This is a genomic window from Janthinobacterium sp. FT14W (genome assembly GCF_009208755.1).
Taxonomy (GTDB): Bacteria; Pseudomonadota; Gammaproteobacteria; order Burkholderiales; family Burkholderiaceae_D; genus Janthinobacterium; species Janthinobacterium violaceinigrum.
Genome location: NZ_WFLL01000015.1, coordinates 91,402 through 111,668, shown reverse-complemented (window position 1 = coordinate 111,668; position 20,267 = coordinate 91,402). Strand labels below are relative to the sequence as shown.

16 protein-coding genes are annotated in these 20,267 nt (G+C 64.9%); 8 read left to right on the top strand and 8 right to left on the bottom strand.

Translation table 11 applies throughout. From position 1 onward, the window contains the following. Positions 1-86: 86 nt before the first annotated feature. Complete coding sequence (locus GCN74_RS12745) at positions 87-896, top strand: hypothetical protein (RefSeq protein WP_152257025.1); 810 nt, start codon at positions 87-89, stop codon at positions 894-896. A 23-nt stretch (positions 897-919) separates the two neighbouring features. Here the strand turns inward: GCN74_RS12745 and GCN74_RS12740 are convergent, their stop codons facing one another. Beyond that, on the bottom strand, positions 920-1,438 hold the full coding sequence (locus GCN74_RS12740; RefSeq protein WP_152257024.1) for a hypothetical protein: 519 nt from the start codon (positions 1,436-1,438) through the stop codon (positions 920-922). Between the two features lie 307 nt (positions 1,439-1,745). Between GCN74_RS12740 and GCN74_RS28730 the strand changes: the two genes are divergently transcribed. Both GCN74_RS28730 and GCN74_RS12735 read left to right on the top strand, forming a co-directional pair. Further along, positions 1,746-1,898 carry a hypothetical protein gene (locus GCN74_RS28730; protein WP_193317061.1) on the top strand — a complete coding sequence of 51 codons (153 nt, stop codon included), beginning with the start codon at positions 1,746-1,748 and terminating at the stop codon, positions 1,896-1,898. A gap of 24 nt (positions 1,899-1,922) precedes the next feature. Further along, a complete protein-coding gene (locus tag GCN74_RS12735) occupies positions 1,923-2,162 on the top strand; it encodes a hypothetical protein (protein ID WP_152257023.1) in 240 nt (79 codons plus the stop codon). Between the two features lie 106 nt (positions 2,163-2,268). On the opposite strand, the gene GCN74_RS12730 is transcribed toward GCN74_RS12735, so the two are convergent. Together GCN74_RS12730 and GCN74_RS12725 are read right to left on the bottom strand one after the other, a co-directional pair. Beyond that, the gene (locus tag GCN74_RS12730; RefSeq protein WP_152257022.1) at positions 2,269-6,702 is read right to left on the bottom strand and encodes a translocation/assembly module TamB domain-containing protein; all 4,434 of its coding nucleotides are present in this window, start codon (positions 6,700-6,702) and stop codon (positions 2,269-2,271) included. Beyond that, positions 6,702-8,609, bottom strand: a complete 1,908-nt coding sequence (locus GCN74_RS12725) for an autotransporter assembly complex protein TamA (protein WP_152257021.1) — start codon at positions 8,607-8,609, stop codon at positions 6,702-6,704. The genes GCN74_RS12730 and GCN74_RS12725 overlap by 1 nt, the downstream gene beginning before the upstream one ends. A 221-nt stretch (positions 8,610-8,830) precedes the next feature. On the opposite strand from GCN74_RS12725, the gene queC reads away from it, so the two are divergent. Next, complete coding sequence (gene queC / locus GCN74_RS12720; protein WP_152257020.1) at positions 8,831-9,556, top strand: 7-cyano-7-deazaguanine synthase QueC; 726 nt, start codon at positions 8,831-8,833, stop codon at positions 9,554-9,556. A 102-nt stretch (positions 9,557-9,658) separates the two neighbouring features. Continuing rightward, positions 9,659-10,564 (top strand): sterol desaturase family protein, encoded by a 906-nt coding sequence (locus GCN74_RS12715; protein ID WP_152257019.1) that lies wholly within the window; start codon positions 9,659-9,661, stop codon positions 10,562-10,564. Here the strand turns inward: GCN74_RS12715 and GCN74_RS29285 are convergent. Both GCN74_RS29285 and GCN74_RS29280 read right to left on the bottom strand, forming a co-directional pair. Beyond that, positions 10,548-10,808, bottom strand: coding sequence for a helix-turn-helix domain-containing protein (locus tag GCN74_RS29285; RefSeq protein ID WP_226939017.1), 261 nt, complete (start codon positions 10,806-10,808; stop codon positions 10,548-10,550). The two genes, GCN74_RS12715 and GCN74_RS29285, sit on opposite strands and share 17 nt — an antisense overlap. After that, positions 10,781-11,230 (bottom strand): hypothetical protein, encoded by a 450-nt coding sequence (locus GCN74_RS29280; RefSeq protein WP_226939016.1) that lies wholly within the window; start codon positions 11,228-11,230, stop codon positions 10,781-10,783. Before GCN74_RS29280 ends, GCN74_RS29285 begins: the two co-directional genes overlap by 28 nt. A gap of 260 nt (positions 11,231-11,490) precedes the next feature. Here GCN74_RS29280 and GCN74_RS12705 point away from each other — a divergent pair, with 260 nt between their 5' ends. Then, a complete protein-coding gene (locus GCN74_RS12705) occupies positions 11,491-14,535 on the top strand; it encodes a CHASE domain-containing protein (protein WP_226939015.1) in 3,045 nt (1,014 codons plus the stop codon). On the opposite strand, the gene GCN74_RS12700 is transcribed toward GCN74_RS12705, so the two are convergent. Beyond that, a complete protein-coding gene (locus GCN74_RS12700) occupies positions 14,536-14,910 on the bottom strand; it encodes a hypothetical protein (RefSeq protein ID WP_152257018.1) in 375 nt (124 codons plus the stop codon). Between the two features lie 211 nt (positions 14,911-15,121). Here GCN74_RS12700 and GCN74_RS12695 point away from each other — a divergent pair, with 211 nt between their 5' ends. Further along, a complete protein-coding gene (locus GCN74_RS12695; RefSeq protein ID WP_152257017.1) occupies positions 15,122-15,358 on the top strand; it encodes a hypothetical protein in 237 nt (78 codons plus the stop codon). Positions 15,359-15,454: 96 nt separating this feature from the next. Here the strand turns inward: GCN74_RS12695 and GCN74_RS12690 are convergent, their stop codons facing one another. Next, positions 15,455-16,090: a PEP-CTERM sorting domain-containing protein gene (locus GCN74_RS12690; RefSeq protein WP_152257016.1), complete on the bottom strand. Its 636-nt coding sequence runs from the start codon at positions 16,088-16,090 to the stop codon at positions 15,455-15,457. A gap of 360 nt (positions 16,091-16,450) precedes the next feature. Between GCN74_RS12690 and GCN74_RS12685 the strand changes: the two genes are divergently transcribed. Beyond that, entirely contained in the window at positions 16,451-16,963 is a 513-nt protein-coding gene (locus tag GCN74_RS12685) for a hypothetical protein (protein WP_131375844.1), read from the top strand. Between the two features lie 120 nt (positions 16,964-17,083). On the opposite strand, the gene GCN74_RS12680 is transcribed toward GCN74_RS12685, so the two are convergent. Beyond that, positions 17,084-20,254 carry an efflux RND transporter permease subunit gene (locus tag GCN74_RS12680; RefSeq protein WP_152257015.1) on the bottom strand — a complete coding sequence of 1,057 codons (3,171 nt, stop codon included), beginning with the start codon at positions 20,252-20,254 and terminating at the stop codon, positions 17,084-17,086. Positions 20,255-20,267: the final 13 nt, after the last annotated feature.

Here is a 20,267-nt window from a genome sequence, read left to right as displayed (position 1 = left end):
TATGTAAAACATAATTAAATGCGCTGTGGATATATTTTTCCTATAATTGGCAATTATCCAATAGTGCGTTCCGCCTTCTCATTCTCATGTCCCTGCCGCTTTCCACGCCGTTGCGCCGCATCGGCCGCCTGCTGTGCCTTTCCTCCATCCTCGTGGCGCCCGCTGCCTGGGCCGACAGCTATACCGATTTCCAGCAAGCGAGTACGCGCCTGGAAGCGATGATGGCCAAGGCCACGCCACAAAGCAGTTTGCCGCGCCAGGGCGATCCTGCTGTCGCTGCCTTGCTTGCCCACATTACCGATGCGCAAGGCCTGTTCCAGGCGCCCGTCGCCGCGCTGCAGGACGTGAACCAGAGCGTCGCCGTGTGCGAAAAAGCCATGCGTTTGGGAAAAACATACTATGCGTTTGGCCTGGAATGGCCGTTGCCGCTGTCAGGCGCCCAGTTGCAGCAGGCGCGCAAGGAACAAGTGACGCAGAACCTGGCCAATTACGGCGATGAAATGAGCACTTTTTTTGCTTTCAGCATGCATTGCCATGCGCACCTGATTGGCTTGATGGAGCAGGAATTCGCTGCCCAGCCGGCGGATGCGGTGAGCGGGCCCGAGCGTCTGCGCGCACGGGCGTTCAGCAAGAATACGGCTGTTGTCTTCACTGGCGTGGTGCAGTTCGCGCAAGTGCCGTTCTGGAGCGTGGCGCAAAAGAAGCGCATGCTGGAAGCGGCCGCGCAGCACGCCACGGCAAATGTCGGACTGATGCCGCCGCCCTTGCGCGAGCGCCTGCTGGCCAGCCTGGCGGAGGCCGACAAGGACCTCGATCCCATCCTGGCGCCGCCGCTGGCGACGATACGCCAGGCCCTGTCGGCGACGGCGTGCGTAGGCCTGTGCCAGTTCTATTGACGTGCAGGGGGGATTACTCGGGATTACTCGGGCGCCTGCAGCGGCTTGTTGCGCTGGCGCCAGCGCAGCAGACCCCAGGCGTAGACGGTGTAGTAGCCGATGACGAGGCCGTAGGCTGCCATGGTCAGCGGGCTCCGGCCGAATGGCGGCGGCGGCACGGGCACGTCGAGGCGCGTGTTCAGGTAGATTTCCATGCCGCGGTACAGCAGGCGCGCGATGAACAGCATCGTGATGGCCAGGCCCAGGTAGCGGTGCTGGGTAAAGAAAAAGTCCTTGCCGACCTGCTCGAAGCGCGTCAGCTTCAGGCCCAGCACGCCCAGCCAGCCGCCGGCCAGCGCGGCCGCGCCCAGGCTGGACAGGGGCAGGATGTCGAATTTCGTCGTCGTCGCCAGGAACAGCAGCAGGGCGGGAAACGCGATCGCCACCGTCCAGTGCCGCCACAACTGCGACTTCTGGCGCGCCACCAGTTTCTTCAGGCGCGAATAAATGCGCCAGACCAGCAGCGGGACCAGTAACAGCAGGGCGAGAGTGGTGGTTTCCATGTATGCATTCGGGTACGGGTAAAACAGCGATTGTAAGCCAGATGGGGACGGGCGGCGATGCTTGTCAAACGGGAAAAATTGCTTGTTGACATTTACATGGCGAGAAAGCACTATGCCCTGTCGCGCCATGGCGCCACGGGCAGTGCGGTGCCGTCCGTCATTGTTGCCGCAGGCACGCGAGCACTGGCCGGAGAAACCGGCATGAAACGCCGTGTAGCCGGGCGCCGGCGTCAAACGGGCAGGCAAATAAGGACCAGCGGCAGGCATCTCGTGGTATGGTCTTTCTTTGTCTGCAGGGAGGCCAGCCATGTCAGTCATCAATGCCCACCGCGCGCCCGATCCGGCGCCTGTCGATGAACCGCTGCCGGCGCCGGAGCCGCAAGAAGCGCCCAGGCACCATCCGGGGCCCGTGCATCCGGTGCCGCAGGACGATCCCGTGCCGCACCCGCATCCCAGTTAATCTCGTCAAGAAAGGCTGTTTTAGATGGCAATTGTCAAGGAAGTCTACACACGCAAGGTCAGCGGTGAAACGTTCGACTATGAACTCGATTACACCCAGGGCACGGACGTGGCCTGGATTGCGCGCGTGTACCACGACGGCGTGCTGAAAGGCTCGCCGCACGGCGCGCTGACGGCCAACGTGCTGTCCGGCCCCGCGCTGGAACAATACCTGCGCGCATATGTCGAAGGCATGATCGAGCGGGGACTCGACGTGGCCGAGTAAGTTTGCCTGTGCGGCAGATCAAAGAAAAAGGGCGCCGAGGCGCCCTTTGTTGTTTCTGGTAGTGTCGGATTACGCGGCTGCGCCGCTAATCCGACCTACGCTCAATCTAATCGAACGCCCATGTATACAGCACGTCGAGCGCATTGTTCGTGCCCGTCTGGAACTGCAGGGTGATGCGGCGGTTCAGCTTGTAACGCAGCTTGACCAGGCTCGTCGCCGTGCTCGTGCCTTGCTCGAACGTCAGGTAGGCGCGCGAGGACAGGCGCTTGCCGACGGTGACGACCGTGCTTTCCAGCCCTTGCGCCTGCGACAGGCCCACTTCATCGAGACCCAGCGAATTGGCCAGCTTGCCTTGCAAGCCGCCGCCGGAGCCGCCGAACAGGGCGCCTGCGGCCGTCGTCAGCAGGGCCATTTCATCGCCGGCCGCCGTTTCCGCGCCGTGGCCCAGGATCAGCCAGGCCAGCTTGTCGCTGTCCGACACGCTGGGCGTGGAGACCAGCTTGGCCGTCGGCGCCTGCGCCGTGCCGCGCACTTCCACACCCGCTTCCACATTTGTTTCCGACAAGGCTTCGCCTTCGGGGCGCTTGCGCACGGCCAGGATGTTCAGGGACGGATTGTCGTAGGCGCCCGTGAAGGCGATCAAGCCCCGTTCGATCGACAGCTTCTGTCCATACGCGGCGTACTGGCCGGTGACGACCTTGATGCTGCCCGTCACGCGCGGCGCGGCGCGGTTGATGACGCGGGCGCGCACATTGCCCGCCAGGTCGGCGTCGAGACCCATGCCGCGCAGGTGGAAGGCATTGCCCAGGTCAAATTCCAGGTCGATATTCAGGGGCAGCGAAGGCGCTTCCTTGCTGCCCTTGACTTCCTTGCCCAGCACCACCACGTCGCTGCTTTGCGTGGGCGTGTCTTGCGGCGCCAGTTCGATCAGCGCGCGGTTGGCCTTGAACTTGCCCTCAAAGCTGAAGCGCTTGTCGTTGCGCACCAGGGTGCTGTTGCCCGACAGGACCAGGGTGCGGTCGGGACGCGACAGCGCCTGCAGGCGGTCGGCCATCAGTTTCAGTTCCAGGCTCGCTTCGCCATTCGCAAAGCGTACCCAGCCGTCTGCCTGCACCTTGCCGTCGCCGCCGTCAAAGCTCAGGCGCTGCAGTTGCAATTGATCGCCGGCCAGCTTGGCTTGCAGCACGCCATTGCGCAATTTCAAGCCCTGGTCGGCCCAGTTCACCAGCAGCTTGCTGCCGTTGATGTCGCCATTCAATTGCGGCGCGCCGATGGTGCCGCTGCCGGACAGGGCCACTTTCAGGGCGCCGCCCAGCTCCAGGCCCGGCTGGCCCGTCAGCGGCGCCAGCCAGGACAGCGAATCGATGCTGGTGGTGCCCGTCAGGGAGAGGGCGCTGTCGTTGCTGATGCGTCCGCCCAGCATTTGCACGGTGGCATGGATATCGCTCTGGCCCGCGCGCGCGCCGTCCAGTTTCACGGCCAGGTGCAGCTGCTGGTTGGCAACATCCACGCGGGCGTCGAGGGTGCGCAGACCCAGGGCCAGCGGCTGCTCCACGCCCACCGTCACGTCGCCTTTTTCGCGGTAGATGTGCAGCATGCCTGCCAGGGACGGATCTTTCTGTTGCGCCGTCGGCACCTGCATGTCGAGCGACCATTGCGCGCCCAGGGTCAGGTCGCTGCGCGCATTGGCTTGCAGCGAGGGAATCACTTGCGCCAGATACGTCAGGGCCACGCCGGCCGCCTGGCCGGAACTGGTCCAGCGGGGGCCGTTCTTGGCCAGGCTTTGCATGGTGATGCTGCCTGCTGGCAATTTGATGACGGTATTGCCCACGCTGATCTGCTCCGGCTGGCCCAGGCCCGCCACGCCGCTGCCGGCAGGACCGGCCACTTTGACGGGCACGGGCGCTTGCAGCACGAGCGCATAGCGGCCCTTGTTTTGCAGGCTGTCGATGCTGCCCGTCCAGCTGGCGCCGCTTTGGCTGCCGCGGATTTGCACGGTGGCATCGAAATCGTCATTGCGCGCCGCCAGGCTCACCGTATGGCTGCCGCGCGTGCCCGTCGTGCCCAGGTGGGCGCTGGCCAGCTTGAAGGTGGGCGTGCTGTAGCCTGCGATGTCGAGGCTGCTGACCATGGGGTCGAGCGCGCCCTGGCCGGCGCCCACGCTGGCGCTGCCCTTGATGGATTTCAATTGCTGGTCGCCAAAGAAGGTCAAATCCCTGCCATCGAGCGTCAGTTGCGCGGCCGGCGCGTCCATCTTGCCGCTGACGGAACCGGACGCTTGCAGCACGCCGGCAAAGCGGGGCCCCAGGGCCGACAGTTGCGGCGCATCGAGCTTCCACGCCAGCTTGTCCGTGGCGCCGCCCAGCGCGCCCTTGGCCAGCAGGCTGTTCGGTCCCAGGCGCAGTTCCGTATCCACGCTGTCGACCCGTTTCGCGTTGGCCGACAGTTTGGCGTAGCCGGCCAGCGGCGCGTTTTGCAGGGTCGATTCGCGCAGGGCCAGGTTCAGGGCCACTTGCCAGTCGCTCGTCAGGCGGCCGCTGCCGTTGAAGTCCGCATTCACGTTGCCGTTGGGCAGTGCTGCACCGAAGGCGGCCGGGTTGATCTTTTGCAGGGACCCCGTCACTTTCAGGTCCGCTTGCTGCTTCGGTCCCGTCAAGCCCACCTCGCCGCTGGCGTGGATGGCGCTGTCGGGCGCGGGGCGCTTGCCGCTGGTCAAGCCCAGTCCTTGGGCATCGGCCACGAAGGTGGTGCGCGGCTGCTGCAGGGTGCCCTGCACCACGCCGCTGGCCTGCACGGCGCCCAGCAAGTCGGCTTGCAGGGCCGAAAGCTGGCGTGCATCGACGTTCCAGTTCAGCTTTTCGCCGGCGCCGCCAAAGTTGCCCTTGGCCGTCACGTTGTTCTTGCCCAGCGCCAGTTGCACGTCGATGCCGCTGAAATGGGCCGCGTCGGCCGTCAGCTTGCCCTTGCCGGACAGGGGCTGGTCGAGCAGCTTGCTGGGACGCACGGTGAAGTCCGCATTCGCCAGCCATTGGGGCGCCACATGACCGTTGGCGCGCACGTCGACGTTCAGGTCGGCCACGGGGAAGGCGCCGAAGTCGGCCGGGTTCAATCGGCTGACGTTGGCCACGGCCTTGAATTCCTGGACGTCCTTCAGGCTGATCTGGCCTGTCGCATTCACGTTGCTTTTGCCCGCTTGCAAAGTGGCCTTGCGCAGTTGCACCAGGGAATCGGCCAGGGTGGCTTCCACGTCCAGGCGCAGCTTGGCTTCGCCCAGTTTTGCGCGCAGGGTCTGCGTCTTGCCATCGCTGTCGAGCACGATGTCGCCCACGATCTTCGTGCTGTTGATGCTGCTGTAGATGTGCTGCAGGTCGATCTTGTCCGTGTGCAAGGTCAGCTGCGCATTGCCGATGGGGCCATCGGCGGCATCGCGGTTCAGCTTGCCGCTGCCCGTGAACTTGCCCGCGTTGCCGAAATCGATGATGGCCGATTCCAGGGTCGTGGCCGTCAGGGTGCCGCCCAGGCGCGCCTCGAACTGGCGCAGCGGCAGCTTTTGCTGGTCGATGGGGCCCGGCGTGGCGTGGTTGAGGATGGCCAGCTTGCCCGACACGCTTTGCGCGCCTGGGCGCGTATCGATGGCGGCATCGAGTTCCAGGCTCAGGTCCGCCTGCGGCAGGGTCGCATCGAACTTGCCGGGATTGATGTTGCGGCCACGGATGCTGGCCGAGCGCAGGATGATGACGGGGTCGAACGGCGCCAGCGCCAGCTGGGCGTCGGCCGTGGCCGCGCCCGCGCTGCCCTTGGCCGTGACGTTCAGCACGTTCAAGTCGCCGCCCAGCTGCAGATGCAGGGCGGCCGGTTTTTCGCCGGCGGCGGCATGGAGCTGCGTCAGGCTCGCCTTGCCGTTCAGCTTGAACGGTTGCGTGGCGGCAATCGTCGCGCTGGCCGTGGCCTGGCCGAACGGCGTCAGCGCCGAGGCGTCTTCCAGCTGCCATTGCGCCTTGTCGCCCGACACAGTGAAATGGATCTTTTCAAACACCGTGTTGCCGCCCGCGCTGACGAGGGTGACCTTGTCCAGGCGCGCGTCGCTGATGCCGATTTTAAAGGGCGAAGCCAGGCTGGCCGGCAGCGTCGACGGTTCCTCGGACGGCGCCGTGCTTTCCACGGACAGGCTGGCCACGTGCAGTTCGCTGATGGCGATGCCTTCCGAAAAGAACTGGAACGGCGACCAGTTGATGTCGATGTTGTCGGCCGTGATGTGCTGCGTCTTGCTGCGGTAGCTGACGTGGCCCAGGTGCATGCGGTTGTACAGCGAGCCGGAGACGCCCGACACGGCAATTTCGCCGCCGCTGGCGCTGGCCACTTTTTGCACCAGCATCTGCAAGGTCGATTCGCGGCCCAGGAACCAGAAGGCGGCGCCCAGCAGCACGGCCAGGCTGGCGGCGGCGATCAGCAGGTAGCGTAGCCAGCGACGCGGTTTCTTCGCCGGCGGCGCCGGTGGCGGCGCGGCGGCGCGGGGGGATTCGGTAATAGTGTCGGACATCAGAAAGTGAATCCCAGAGAGAAGTGCAAACGGTATTTGTGGACGGCGTGGCCATACGCCACGTCGACATTGATGGGGCCGACGGGGCTCTTGTAGCGCCCGCCCAGGCCGTAGCCCGATTTCGGCGTCATGGCTGCCTTGACGGTGTCGGCCGCGTTGCCGGCGTCATAGAAGGCGGCAATCGCCCATTTCGGCTTGAACCAGTACTGGTATTCGGCGCTGCCGGTGAGCATGTAGCGCCCGCCGATGGTGGCGTCGCCTTCCTTCACGCCCAGCTCCTGGTAGCCATAGCCGCGCACCGACTGGTCGCCGCCCGCGCGGAACAGGTAGACGGCCGGCACGCCCCGTTTTTCCTTCGAGCCCAGCGCGCCCATTTCGCCGCGCACGATCAATTCGCCTTTTTCGCCCAGCGGACGGTAATACACGGCCTTGCCGGCCACGCGCACGAAGCGCTCGTCCGTCAGCACGGGCAGCAGGGCGCCGCCCACCTGGGCATTGATGACATAGCCCTTGGTGGGGAACAGCAGGCTGTCGAGGCTGCGCTTGGTGATGGCATAGGTCAGCGGCAAGCTCTTGCTGCGCGTCTGTTCCAGGCCCACGACGGTCTTGTCTTCGCTGAGGAACTCGAATGTCAGGCTGCGCTCGAGGTTGGTGCCGCCCCAGTTGCGCTTGGCCGAGATGGTGGTGACGGCCGTGATTTCGTTGGAAATGTCGCTGCGTTCGAACGAGGCGCCCGCGCTGTCGTTGTAGCCGCGCTCGGTCGTGGGAAAGTAAAAATTGGCGTGCGCCGCCTGTTTCTTCGTTTCCATGGTGAGGGCGCTCTTGAAGCGCGTGCCCCACACATTCAGGTTGTCATAGTTGAGCTGGGCGCGATTCCCCGTGTTCGTACTGAAACCGAGACCGGCGCTGACGTTCTGCTGCTTGTTTTCCGTCACGCGCACGACCAGCGGCAGCTGCGGCGCGGGGCCCCGGTTGACGGGCTTGGCCACGGGGGCAGCGCCCTCGGCCTCGGCCGCCTGGCTTTCCTGGCCGGCCTCGATCTGCTCGTTGAGGATGCTGCTCATGTCGGCGCTCACTTCCACGTTGGCAAAGTAGCCTGTATCCTGCAGGCGCGCCTGCAACGATTGCAGCGCCGATTCGCTGTAGTAGTCGCCCGGACGGATCTTGTCGAGGTTGCGGATGATGCTTTCATCGTAGCGCTTCAGACCTTCGATGCGCAGCTCGCCGAAACGCAGCTCGGGGCCGCTGTCGAGCACCACCAGCAGCGAGACCTTGTGCGTTTCCGGATCGACCACGGCTTGCGTATCGACCAGCTGGGCGCGCGGGTAGCGCGTCTGCACCACTTCGCGCAGCAGCGCGCGCTTGGCCGATTCCCAGTCGGCCTGGCGGAATACGCTGCCCGTCTTCAGCGACCAGCTGCGCTTGAGCGCTTCCGTGTCATACGGTTCGGACGCGGCCAGCGGCGGCGTGGGATCGAAGCCCCGCAATTCCAGTTCGACCTTGTCGATGGTCACCGGTTCGCCCGGCTCGAGGTCGACGATGACGAGGGGTTTGGCGCCCGTCGTATCGACGCGCACCGTGACGACGGGCGTATAGTAGCCGGCCGTGGCGACGAGGTTCTTGGCTTGCTCCGGCGTATCGCGCACGAGGCGCTGCAATTGCTCGCGGTCCATGCGCGGGTTGCCGCGGAAGCGTTCCAGGTCCAGGTTTTTTTCCAGCAACTCATCGAGGTCGCCCGGCGCATTGACCTTGACGTCGTACTGCAGCGGGGCGGGTGCCGCCTCCGTGGCGGCGTTGTCTGCCGGCGCGTCTTGCGTGCTCTCTTGCGCCCCCTCCTGCGCGGCGGCCTGGGCGATGGGGAACAGCAAGATGACACTGCCGGCGGCAGCCAGTGTCAGTTGACCCATTGCTTTTGCCACTACTTGTGCCAAAATTCGTGGTCGTATCGCCTTGCCGGCAGCTGTGTGCCGTATGGGTCGTGCAGAAAACATGGTGCTCCAGATGAGTAAATGCTGACTGCATGTTACCGGAATAGGTAAACTGATGGCGGACGAATAAGTATTTTTTGCGGGGGGCATCGCGTTTCCCCCCGCACTCGGAACAGAATCAAACTGAAAAGAAAGAAATTATGCTAGCAACGGACTCCGCACTGGTGCTCTTTAGCGGTGGACAAGATTCCACCACCTGCCTGGCCTGGGCCTTGAAACACTATAGCCGCGTGGAAACTATCGGTTTTGACTATGGACAGCGCCATGCGATCGAACTGACCGTGCGTCCTGGCGTGCTGGAACAGATGCGCCGGCAGTCGCCCGAGTGGGACAGCCGCCTGGGCCAGGATCATATGATCGACCTGTCCCTGATTTCCGCCATCTCCGATACGGCCATGACGCAGAACGTCGAGATCGTCATGCAGGAAAACGGCTTGCCGAACACGTTTGTTCCAGGGCGCAACTTGCTGTTCATGACGGTGGCTGCCACCGTGGCCTACCGGCGCGGCTTGACGGTGCTCGTGGGCGGCATGTGCGAGACGGATTTCTCCGGCTACCCGGATTGCCGCGACGACACGATGAAGGCGCTGCAAGTGGCCCTGAACCTGGGCATGGATACGCGCCTGAAGCTGGAAACGCCGCTGATGTGGCTGGACAAGGCGCAAAGCTGGGACCTGGCGGAAGACCTGGGCGGCCAGCCGCTCGTCGACCTGATCCGCAGCGGCACGCACACGTGCTACCTGGGCGAACGGGGCCAGCTGCATGACTGGGGCTATGGCTGCGGCACCTGCCCCGCCTGCGCCCTGCGCGCGAATGGCTACCAGCAATACGCGGCACGCAAGGCTGCGCAACTGGCTGCAAAATAGGCGACGAAGCCGGCTGTCAAACAGGCAGTTTGCGCCGTTTCTTCAAGCGGCGCGGCGGTGTCCAGGGCCATGCTGTGGTTTTTGCCACAGGAGAGCCTTGCCATGAAATCCCTCTTTGCCGCGCTGTACGGCCCCGTCTTCTGGGCCGGCTTCATCGGCGCTGCCGCCTGGTTAATTGCGGTTCGCCACCATTCCCTCTGGGCCTTGCCGCCGCTGTTGCTGCTGGCCCTGCTGGCTTCTTTTCTTGCCGAACGTTATCTTCCCTACGACCTGGCGTGGAACGACGGGCATGGCGACGGCTGGCGCGACGTGCTGCACGCGCTCGTCAATGAAGCGCTGTACCTGCTGGGGCTGGCGGCCTTTCCCCTGCTGGCCGGACATCTGGCGCTGGGGCCGTTCTGGCCAATCCAGCTGCCGTTCTGGGGGCAGTTGCTGCTGGCCATCGTCATCGCCGATTGCGGCATTACCCTGGTGCACTACCTGAGTCACCGCTCTTATTTTCTGTGGAAACTGCATGCCGTGCACCACAGCGTGACGCGTCTGTATGGTTTCAATGGCTGGATGAAGCATCCGCTGCACCTGCTGCTGGAAGCGGCGGGCGGCATGCTGCCCTTGTTGTTGCTCGGCATCCCGGAGCCCGTCATGGCCGTGCTGGCGTTTGCCGTGGCGGTGCAATTGCTGCTGCAGCACGCGAACGTCGACATGCGCATGGGGCCATTGCGCCACGTGTTTGCCTGGGCGCCCCTGCACCGTTTCCACCACATGAAGTACGGCACGGCGGGCGACGTCAATTTCGGCCTGTTCTTTACCTGCTGGGACCGGATGCTGGGCACGCGTTTCGATGCGCCGGATTACCGCATGCGGGGCGAGGACCTGGGCATCGGCAGCCGTCCCGATTATCCCGTCGCATACGGCGCGCAGCTGCGCGAACCGTTCCGCGCGGAAGAGGGCGTGCGCGCGCCCGAGTTGCCGGAAGGCTTGCGCGCGCCTCTCAATCGATCAGTGTGACGTGGAGCTGGCGCAGGCTGCGGTCGGCGCGCACGCCGAACAGGCTGCGCATGGTGCGCGAAAAATGCGCGGCATCGGCAAAGCCGGCGCCGTGGGCCGCATCCGTCAGGGTGCTGCCGAGCAAGATGAAGCGGATGGCCAGGCGCAAACGGCGCCACAGCACCAGGCGCCGCACGGGCAAGCCCAGCTGGGCGCTGAACAGGCGTTCCAGCTGGCTCAGCGACAGGTGGGCCGCGTCGGCCACGGCGGCCGCGCTGACCTTGCCGACAGCAGGGCGTCTACCTTGTCCAGTGCCCGCAGCAAGCGGGGATCGGGCAAGTGTTCGCGCGGCTGGGCTTGCAGCGCGGCGGCCAGGCGATCGAGGCTGGGTGCGCCTGCGCTGCCGGCCGCCGCCAGCAGGGCCGGTCCGCCCAGCCGTTGCGGTTCCGCATAGATGGTCAGCATGGGCGCCGGCGCGCTCAGGATGGCGTGCGGGCGCAGGCTGTCGATCAGCAAGTGCTGCGCCGTGTGGACGATGCCGTCGAGCTCTGCCGTGAAAGGCGCGCCCGTGCTCAGCATCAGCTGGTGCGCGTAATGGGCGTGGCTGGCCGTGGCGCCCACTGCGCCATGCAAGATGGCAAAGTCCGGCGCCAGCCACAAGCTTCCCTGCCAGCCGTCCTGCTGCAAATAAGTCTCCCTGGTGATGGATTGCGGGGCGATCATACCAGCGGGGGGCGGATGGTTGTCACGGCATCGAATTTTCCTGGAGTACGCATCATTGCATGTGCGAAATTTGTGGTCTTTTTAATACAACATTCAGCATTGCAAGGGCGCCCGCTGTAACGTACTATCATTCTCATCGGCTACCGATGGTAGTCGTGCAGCCCGCTGCCAGCCACGTTGCTGGCCGTGAAGCGGTTTGATCTCCGTTCTGCTTTCCGCCTGCCATGCCTACACGCGCGTCTTCGTCGTGGTTTGCCCGGCCAGTGCCGCACTGGGTGGGACCGCACGTGTTGGCCGTGCTGGTGCTGGCGCTGTGCCTGGGGCTGACGTATGGCGCCTGGCGCAATGCCCACGACGCCAGCGAACAGCAGGTACAGGCCGATTTCGATTTCCGCGTGCGCGAACTGGTGAACAACATCGGCGGCCGCATGCAGACCTACATCCAGGTGCTGCACGGGGTGCAGGGACTGTATGCCAGTTCGCGGGAAGTCACGCGCCGCGAATTCCATGCCTATCTGGCGGTGCAGCAGGTGGACCGCCACTTTCCCGGCATCCACGGCATCGGCTACCTGCCGCTGTTGCCCGGTGCCGGGCTGGCACGGCACGAAGCGAGCGTGCGCGCGGAAGGCTATGCCGGCTATGCCGTGCGCCCGCACGGCCAGCGCGCCTGGCACGCACCGATCACCTACCTGGAGCCCTTAAGCGAGAGCAACTTGCTGGCCTTCGGCTATGACATCTGGTCCGAGCCCGTGCGCCGCGCCGCGCTCGAGCAGGCGCGCGACACGGGCCAGGCCGCCATGACGGGCAAGATCCAGCTGGTGCAGGATAGCGGCAACGACCAGGCGCATGGCTTCCTGGTCGTGCTGCCCGTGTACGACAACAGCTTGCCGCATGCCAGCGTGGAGCAGCGGCGCGCCGCGCTGCGCGCCTGGGTGTTTGCGCCGTTCCGCATGGCCGACCTGATGGCGGGCGTGGGCGGCGAGGCGTCGCGCCAGCTGGACCTGGAAATCTATGATGGCGAGCAACTGGCTGATGCGGCCCTGATGTTTGACAGCTTGCCGGGCGTGCTGTCGGCCGGGGCGTCGGCCACCCTCGTTGCGCGGCAGGCGATCAGCATTGCCGGCCGTGCCTGGACCGTGCGCGTGCGCGCCATGCCGGGCTTCGATGGCGAACTGCTGGCGCGGCCCCGCCTGGTGGCCTGGACCGGCGTGCTGGTCAGCCTGGCGCTGGCGCTGGCGGCGTGGCTGCTGGCGGCGGGCCGCGCCCGCGCCCAGGCGGCATTGGTCCGTTCGAGCGAGCTGACGGGCCAGCTGGAGCAGGGGCAGGCGAGCGTGCTGGCGATGGCCGAGGCGGCGCAGCGCAGCCAGGCCATGCTGCGCAGCATTCTCGATTCGACCATCGACGGTATCCTGGTCGACAACATCGATGGCCGCATCTTCACGTCGAACCGGCGTTTCCGCGACTTGTGGCAAGTGCCCGATGCGCTCGACTGGCAAGCCGATGGCGCGGCACTGGTGCGCCATGTGGAAAGCCAGCTGGAGCAGGCGGCGCCTTTCTTGGGAGCACGTACTCATGCGCCGCACGGCCACCGCGAGCGGCGCGACGTGCTGCACCTGCGCGATGGGCGGGTGGTCGAGCAATATGTGCGCAGCATGCAGCTAGGCAACGAGCAGGCGCGCCTGTGGACTTTCCGCGATATCAGCGAGCGCAGCCAGATGGAGCGGCGCGAGCACACGCGGCGCCAGGTGCTGGAAATGCTGGCCACGGGCGCGCCGCTGGAACGGGTGCTGGAAAGCGTGGTGCTCAGCGTGCAGGCGGACCATCCTGCCATGCTGTGCAGCATCTTGCTGCTCGATGAAAGCCGCCACCGCCTGGTGCTGGGCGCGGCACCCAGCCTGCCCGCGTTTTTCAACCTGTCCAGCCATGGCCATGACCTTGGCACCCTGCAGGGCGTGCATGGCATCGCCGTGCAGGCCCTGCGCGAAGGCCAGCGCGTGATCGTGGGCGACCTGCATGCCGCTGCCGATGGGCAAGAGGCGATGGAACTGGCGTGGCGGGCCCAGCTGCAATCGTGCTGGGCCGAGCCCGTGCGTGGCGGTTCCGGCAAGCTGCTGGGCGTCCTGATGGCGTATCACCGCCAGCCCATGCTGCCGGGCGCGGCGCATCTGGCGCGGCTGGGCGAGGCGGCGCACCTGGCCGGCATGGCCATTGAACAGGCGCAGGTGGCGCTGGCCCTGCGCGCCGGCGAAGCGCGTTTCCGCAGCCTGTACGACCATGCGCCCGTGGCCCTGTGGGAACAGGACTGGTCGGCCGTGCGCGCCGCGCTCGATGCGCTGGAAGAAGCTGGCGTGCGCGACCTGGGTGCCCACTTCCAGGCGCATCCGGACGCGCTGCAGCGGCTGGCGGGGCTGGTGCGCATCATCGACGCCAACGGCGCCGCGCTGGCGCAGGTGCGCGCCAACGAGGAAGACCAGCGCCGTGGCGCGCTGGGCCTGGCGCAGAACTTCGACGACAGCGCCTTGCCCCGTTTCGGCGAGGCGCTGCTGGCGCTGGCGGGCGGCGCCCACCTGTACGAATGCGAAAGCAGCTTCGTGCGTCTCGATGGCGCGGCGCGGCAGAATGAATTGAGCTTGCTGGTGATGCCCGGCCATGCGGACAGCCTGGACTTTGTCATGGTGTCCTCGCTCGATATCACCGAACGCAAGCGCATGAATGCGGAACTGCTGCAGCTGGCCACCACGGATTTTTTAACGGGCTTGCCGAACCGGCGCCACTTCATGGCGGCGCTGGCAAACGAGCATGCCCGCCTGCAGCGCGAGCTGGCCAGCTGCGCCAGCGTGCTGATGCTCGACATCGATCACTTCAAGCGCGTCAACGACGAGTATGGCCACGCGGTGGGCGATACCGTGCTGCGCCACCTGGGTGCGCTGATGTGCCAGGCGCTGCGCAAGGTCGACGTGCCGGGCCGCGTGGGCGGCGAGGAATTCGCCATCCTGCTGCCCGGTACCGACCTGGCGGCGGCCGCCGTGTTTGCCGAACGGCTGCGCCGGCGCGTGGCGGAAAGTTCGCTGACCACCGACGGCGGCATCCTGATCACGCTCACGGTGAGCATCGGCATGGCCGCCATGGCCGGTACCGATGCCGATTGCGACGCCGTGCTGGGGCGCGCCGACGAAGCGCTGTACCGGGCCAAGCGGGGCGGCCGCAACCGCATCGAACAGAATGGCGGCGGCAGCGACGGCGTGCTCAGCAAGTTCATGGCGCAGTGATTACAGGCCCTGCTGACGCGCTTGCGCCTGCTTGCGGTTGCGGCTGACGATCAGCCAGACGATGGCGACGGGGATCAGCAGCGGCAGCAGCACGGGCGTGCTCAGCGCCAGGGCCAGCACCACGCACAAGGCCACCACGGCGATCAGCACCACGCCCACGCCGGCCAGCGCCACGCCCGTCACGACGGCGGCGCACAGCAGCGCCATGGCGGCGATCAGCAAGCCGCCGCCGGCAAACACCAGGCCGAACAGCCACTCCAGCGGTCCGTCGACATCGTCGCCGTTGAACTGCATGTGCATGTCGCTGCCGCCGACCTTGTCGAGGAACAGGCAGGCGAGCATGACGATGAGGACGAAGGTGAGCAATTTTTTCATGATAAGCCTCGCTGTGTGGGGGATGGGGTGTTGCATGGTCACACTGTAGAGGCGCGCCCGGCTGGCCGCCAGCGGCGTGCGACAGGCTGTCATTTTCACGGTATGGAAGGTACTGGAGGCAAAAAAACGCTGATCTGGAACAAGATTTCTTTTCTTGTAATGTGCGCAGGCCGTCCTATACTGAATACCTCAGTCTCGCAAGGAGGGCAACATGCTTTTGTTTGCAGATACCGGGGATCAATCGCTATCCCCCCATGACGACCGGATCACGCGCCAGCGTAGCGCCCCGCAGTCCTGTGCCGAGCCCGTCGGCGCGCCATCGGCGATACCGCCGATCATCATCACCCCGTTTAATTACCAGGCGCCGCTGCCGGCCATCGACCCGCGCCGGGTACCGCCCGGTCCTCCGCTGACCTGGCCCAACCGGCCTGCCATGTCCATGTGCTGAACGCCTGCCTGCGTCCTTGCCGTCCATGCGATGGCTGCCGTAAAAAAGCCCGCGTTGCGGGCTTTGGCTTGCTCACGGCGTTTTTGACGACGCTGGCTACGAGGCTTTGCGGCGCAGCATGAAGCCCAGCAGGCCCAGGCCGGCCAGCAGCATGGCATAGGTTTCCGGCTCCGGCACGGCGGCGATGAAGGCGTGGTTGTCCGTCTCGAAAGCGTTCGAGGAGGAATGGAAGGCCACCGAGGTGATCTTGCCGCCTTCGCCGGCGAAGGCATTCACGTACAGGCCCACGGACTGATCGCCGTTCGCCTGGTCTCCAGCCAGGCTGGCCAGTTGCGTGCCCGTCAGGGTAGTGCTGCTCTGGTCGGCAAAGCTGTACGTCACGCTGTTGTAGGCGTCTGGCGAGCCCATGTAGAAGCCGAAATAGCTGAGGCCGCCGGCAAAGTTGGCCGTCACGGGCGAGTGCTGCTCGGACGACACGCCCGCGGACAAATACATGCTCGTGTCGCCGGGAGGGGCGGCATGGTTGCTGTCCGTTCCCGTGAACAGGGAACCGTCGATATAGTTGGCTGGCAAGATTCCGTTGTTGAAATCGATCTTGGTGGCGCCTGCGACCGACGTGACCAAGCCTTCGCCGGCCAGCGCCGTGCCGCCTGCCGTGAAGGTGGGAAGAGCGCTGGCGCTGCCGGCGGCCGCGGCGAGCGTCGCGCAAGCCAGAGTGGAGAAGATTTTCATGTAGATACCCTCGAATGTGTGTGCACAGCTATTTTTTTCAGGAATGATGAAAGTGCCCGGCGTGGCGATGCGGCGCGGCGTGCAGGGAAGAGGGACGGCGCGTGATGAAATAATTTCTTGTGGCCAAGCATGACCAACTGCAATATTTGAATATAAAAAACACAATTCAGATTGCAAAATAATAATGGGTTTACTTGAGAAATATCAAAGCGCGATTGCTAGAATAAAGCTACTAGATTGATAGCTTGCCTTATTGCCGGGATCGGCTATGGCGGGCCACGCCTTACCTTGCGGCAAGGCGGCACGGGCGGGCGTTTTCGACTATCATGCTAGCCCCGACCTTCCATCACGAGCACCGCCATGAGTACCGATTTTCCCGACTTTTCCGACGCAGCAGCCGAGCAGGACAATGACGCCCCCATCCAGGAGCCGCGCCTGTGGGTCGGCAATGGCTGGACGGCGCGGGTGATCAAGAACGAGGAAGATGAAGGCTGGGCCGTGGCCATGATCAAGGATGGCGAACCGGAGCCGGCCCTGGTGGGGCCGTGGACCATGGGCCGCGACAAGAAAAACCCGAAGCCGCTCGATGTCAACGCGTTCAACACGCTGGTCAAGACGGCCTCGGAAGTGCTGCGCCGCCACGAGCAGCAGCTGCATGCGCAGTTGCACAAGAACCTGTTCGTCGCCACCGACGAGGGGCAGATCAAGGTGATGTTCGACATCGTGCCCGACGAAGACCACCCGTATGCGGAACTGAGCGCCTACGACGCCGATGGCGAACAGATCGCCAAGGTGCGCACCTCGGCCGCGTTCAAGTTCAACGCGACGGCGGCCGCCAACTGGATCGAAGGCGGCTACCGCCGGCCAGGCTAGCAAAATCTACTGCGCGGCACGCTTTGCGGCTTCCGATGCTCGCTGTACTTGAGTACAGCTGCGCGTCTCAGCCGTAAATCGAAGCCGCTCGCTACGATTTTGCTACGCCCGGCTCCATGACTACACCGCCGCGCCTGCGGGAGCGGCGTGCCTTTCCACCTCTTCTTCCTTGCGGTACGCCAGCCGGTACAACAGCGGCAGCACCAGCAGGGTCAAGGCCGTCGACGACAGGATGCCGCCGATCACCACGGTGGCCAGCGGACGCTGCACTTCGGCGCCCGTGCCCGTGGCGATGGCCATCGGCACGAAGCCCAGCGACGCCACCAGCGCCGTCATCAGCACGGGCCGCAGGCGCGTGATGGCCCCTACGCGTATCGCTTCCTGCAGGGGCATGCCCTGTTCGCGCAACTGGCGGATATAGGCGATCATCACCAGCCCGTTCAGCACGGCCACGCCGGACAGGGCGATGAAGCCGACGGCCGCCGAGATCGACATGGGTATGTCGCGCAGCCACAGGGCGACGATGCCGCCCGTCAAGGCGAACGGGATGCCGCTGAACACGAGCAAGCCATCCTTCACGTTGCCGAACATGGCAAACAGCAAGACGAAGACGAGCGCCAGCGCCACGGGCACCACCAGCTCCAGGCGTTGCGTGGCCGACTGCAGCTGTTCGAACTGGCCGCCCCAGCTGGTCCAGTAGCCGGCGGGAATGGCCACCTGCGCTTGCAGCTGCTGCGTGGCGTCGGCAACAAACGAGCCGATATCGCGCCCGCGCACGTTCGCGCTGACGACGATGCGGCGCTTGCCGTCTTCGCGGCTGATCTGGTTCGGCCCCGGCGCCACTTGCAGGCTGGCCACTTCGCCCAGCGGGATGAAGCGCGCGCGGCCTTCCGCCGCCGCGCCCAGGGGCAGGGCGATGGGCAGGCGTTTCAACTGCTCCAGGTCGCTGCGCAGGCTGTCGGGCAGGCGCACGACGATGTCGAAGCGGCGGTCGCCCTGGAACAGGGTGCCCGCCTCCTGTCCACCGATGGCCGTGGCAATCGCCGACTGCACGTCGGCAATGTTGAGGCCATAGCGGGCCGTCTGCTCGCGGTCGATCTGCACCGTCAGCATGGGCAGGCCCGTCGTCTGCTCCACTTTCACTTCCGTGGCACCGGGAATCTTGCCCAGCACGCCGGCGATCTTTGCCGCCGTGCTGTCGAGCACGGCCATGTCGTCGCCGAACAGTTTCACGGCCACGTCGCTGCGCACGCCGGAAATCAGTTCATTGAAGCGCAGCTGGATCGGCTGCGAGAACTCGTAGTTATTGCCCGGCAAACTGCTGGCCGTCGCCTCGATTTCCGCCAGCAATTGCTCGCGCGATTTTGCCGGCTGCGGCCATTCCTTGCGGGGCTTGAGCATGATGTAGCCATCGGAAATATTCGGCGGCATGGGGTCGGACGCGATTTCGGCCGTGCCCGTGCGGGCGAACACGCGGGCGATCTCCTTGTGATTGTCCATCAGCTTGCGTTCCAGCTGCTGCTGCATGGCCAGCGATTGCGTGAGGCTGGTGCCGGGGATGCGCAGGGCCTGGATGGCGATGTCGCCCTCGTTCAGGCTGGGCACGAATTCGCTGCCCATGCGCGTGGCCAGCAAGCCCGACAGCAATACCGCCACGGCCGCGCCTGTCAACACGACGGGCGTGTTGCGCATCACCTTGTCCAGCAGCGGCGCATACCAGCGCTTGGCGGCGCGCATGATGGCGTTTTCCTTTTCTGCCACCTTGTTGCCGATAAACAGCGCCACGGCGGCGGGGATGAAGGTGATCGACAGCAGCATGGCGCCCAGCAGGGCGATGACGACCGTCAGGGCCATCGGCGTAAACATGCGGCCTTCCACGCCCGTGAGGGCAAAGATGGGCAGGTACACGACCATGATGATCAGCTGGCCGTACAGCAAGGGCCGGCGCGCCTCTTGCGATGCCGCAAACACTTCGTGAAAGCGTTCCTGCAAGGTCAGCGGGCGTCCCAGTTTCTGCTGCGCATGGGCCAGGCGGCGCACGCAGTTTTCCACGATGACCACGGCGCCATCGATGATGATGCCGAAGTCAAGCGCCCCCAAACTCATCAGGTTGGCGCTCACATGGTACTGCACCATGCCCGTAAACGTGAACAGCATGGCCAGCGGTATCACCATGGCCGTAATGACGGCCGCGCGGATATTTCCCAGGAACAGGAACAGGATGGCGATCACCAGGACGGCCCCTTCCAGCAGGTTTTTCTTCACCGTATTGATGGCCTTGTCGACGAGCACGGTGCGGTCATACACGGTGACGGCGTGCACGCCCTTGGGCAGGCTGCGGTTGATTTCCACCATTTTCTTGTCGACGGCTTGCGAGACGGCGCGGCTGTTCTGGCCGATCAGCATGAAGACGGTGCCGAGCACCACTTCGCGGCCGTTTTCCGTGGCCGCGCCCGTGCGCAATTCGCGCCCCAGCACCACGTCGGCCACGTCGCGGATGCGGATGGCCACGCCCTGCACATTGGCAACGATGATATTGGCAATGTCGTCCTTCGACGCCACCTGGCCCGGCGCGCGTATCAGCAGCTGTTCGCCCTGCTTTTCGATGTAGCCGGCGCCCACGTTGCCATTGTTGCGTTCGAGCGCCGTCACCACGTCCTGCAGGCTGATGCCGTAGGCAGCCAGTTTTTCCGGGTAGGGCGCCACCTGGTATTGCTTGGCGTAGCCGCCGATGGCATTGATTTCTGTCACGCCCGTGACATTGCGCAATTGCGGTTTGATGATCCAGTCCTGGATTTCGCGCAAGTCCGTGGGCGTGTACGGCGTGCCGTCCGGCTTTTTCGCGCCGTCCTGCGTTTCCACCGTCCACAGGTAGATTTCACCGAGGCCCGTGGAAACGGGCCCCATCTTGGGCGTGATGCCGGCCGGCAAGCTTTCCTTGGCCTCCTGCAAGCGCTCGTTGATCATCTGGCGGGCAAAATAGATGTCCGTGCCATCCTTGAAGATCACCGTCACCTGCGACAGGCCATAGCGCGACAGCGAGCGCGTCTGCTCCAGGTTGGGCAAGCCGGCCATGGCCGTCTCGATGGGGAAGGTGACCCTTTGCTCGGTTTCCAGCGGCGAATAGCCGGCGGACTGGGTATTGATTTGCACCTGCACATTGGTGATGTCGGGCACGGCGTCGATGGGCAGCTTTTGATAGCTGTAGATGCCCAGGCCGGCCATGGCGGCCACGGCCAGCATCACCAGCCAGCGCTGGTCGATGGCGAAGCGGATCAAGCGTTCAAACATGATGGTTTCCTTT

Coding starts and splice junctions, on each gene's coding strand:
- GCN74_RS12745 (WP_152257025.1), top strand. CDS start 87: ATGTCCCTGCCGCTTTCCACGCCGTTGCGCCGCATCGGCCGCCTGCTG.
- GCN74_RS12740 (WP_152257024.1), bottom strand. CDS start 1,438: ATGGAAACCACCACTCTCGCCCTGCTGTTACTGGTCCCGCTGCTGGTC.
- GCN74_RS28730 (WP_193317061.1), top strand. CDS start 1,746: ATGTCAGTCATCAATGCCCACCGCGCGCCCGATCCGGCGCCTGTCGAT.
- GCN74_RS12735 (WP_152257023.1), top strand. CDS start 1,923: ATGGCAATTGTCAAGGAAGTCTACACACGCAAGGTCAGCGGTGAAACG.
- GCN74_RS12730 (WP_152257022.1), bottom strand. CDS start 6,702: ATGTCCGACACTATTACCGAATCCCCCCGCGCCGCCGCGCCGCCACCG.
- GCN74_RS12725 (WP_152257021.1), bottom strand. CDS start 8,609: ATGGGTCAACTGACACTGGCTGCCGCCGGCAGTGTCATCTTGCTGTTC.
- queC (WP_152257020.1), top strand. CDS start 8,831: ATGCTAGCAACGGACTCCGCACTGGTGCTCTTTAGCGGTGGACAAGAT.
- GCN74_RS12715 (WP_152257019.1), top strand. CDS start 9,659: ATGAAATCCCTCTTTGCCGCGCTGTACGGCCCCGTCTTCTGGGCCGGC.
- GCN74_RS12705 (WP_226939015.1), top strand. CDS start 11,491: ATGCCTACACGCGCGTCTTCGTCGTGGTTTGCCCGGCCAGTGCCGCAC.
- GCN74_RS12700 (WP_152257018.1), bottom strand. CDS start 14,910: ATGAAAAAATTGCTCACCTTCGTCCTCATCGTCATGCTCGCCTGCCTG.
- GCN74_RS12695 (WP_152257017.1), top strand. CDS start 15,122: ATGCTTTTGTTTGCAGATACCGGGGATCAATCGCTATCCCCCCATGAC.
- GCN74_RS12690 (WP_152257016.1), bottom strand. CDS start 16,090: ATGAAAATCTTCTCCACTCTGGCTTGCGCGACGCTCGCCGCGGCCGCC.
- GCN74_RS12685 (WP_131375844.1), top strand. CDS start 16,451: ATGAGTACCGATTTTCCCGACTTTTCCGACGCAGCAGCCGAGCAGGAC.
- GCN74_RS12680 (WP_152257015.1), bottom strand. CDS start 20,254: ATGTTTGAACGCTTGATCCGCTTCGCCATCGACCAGCGCTGGCTGGTG.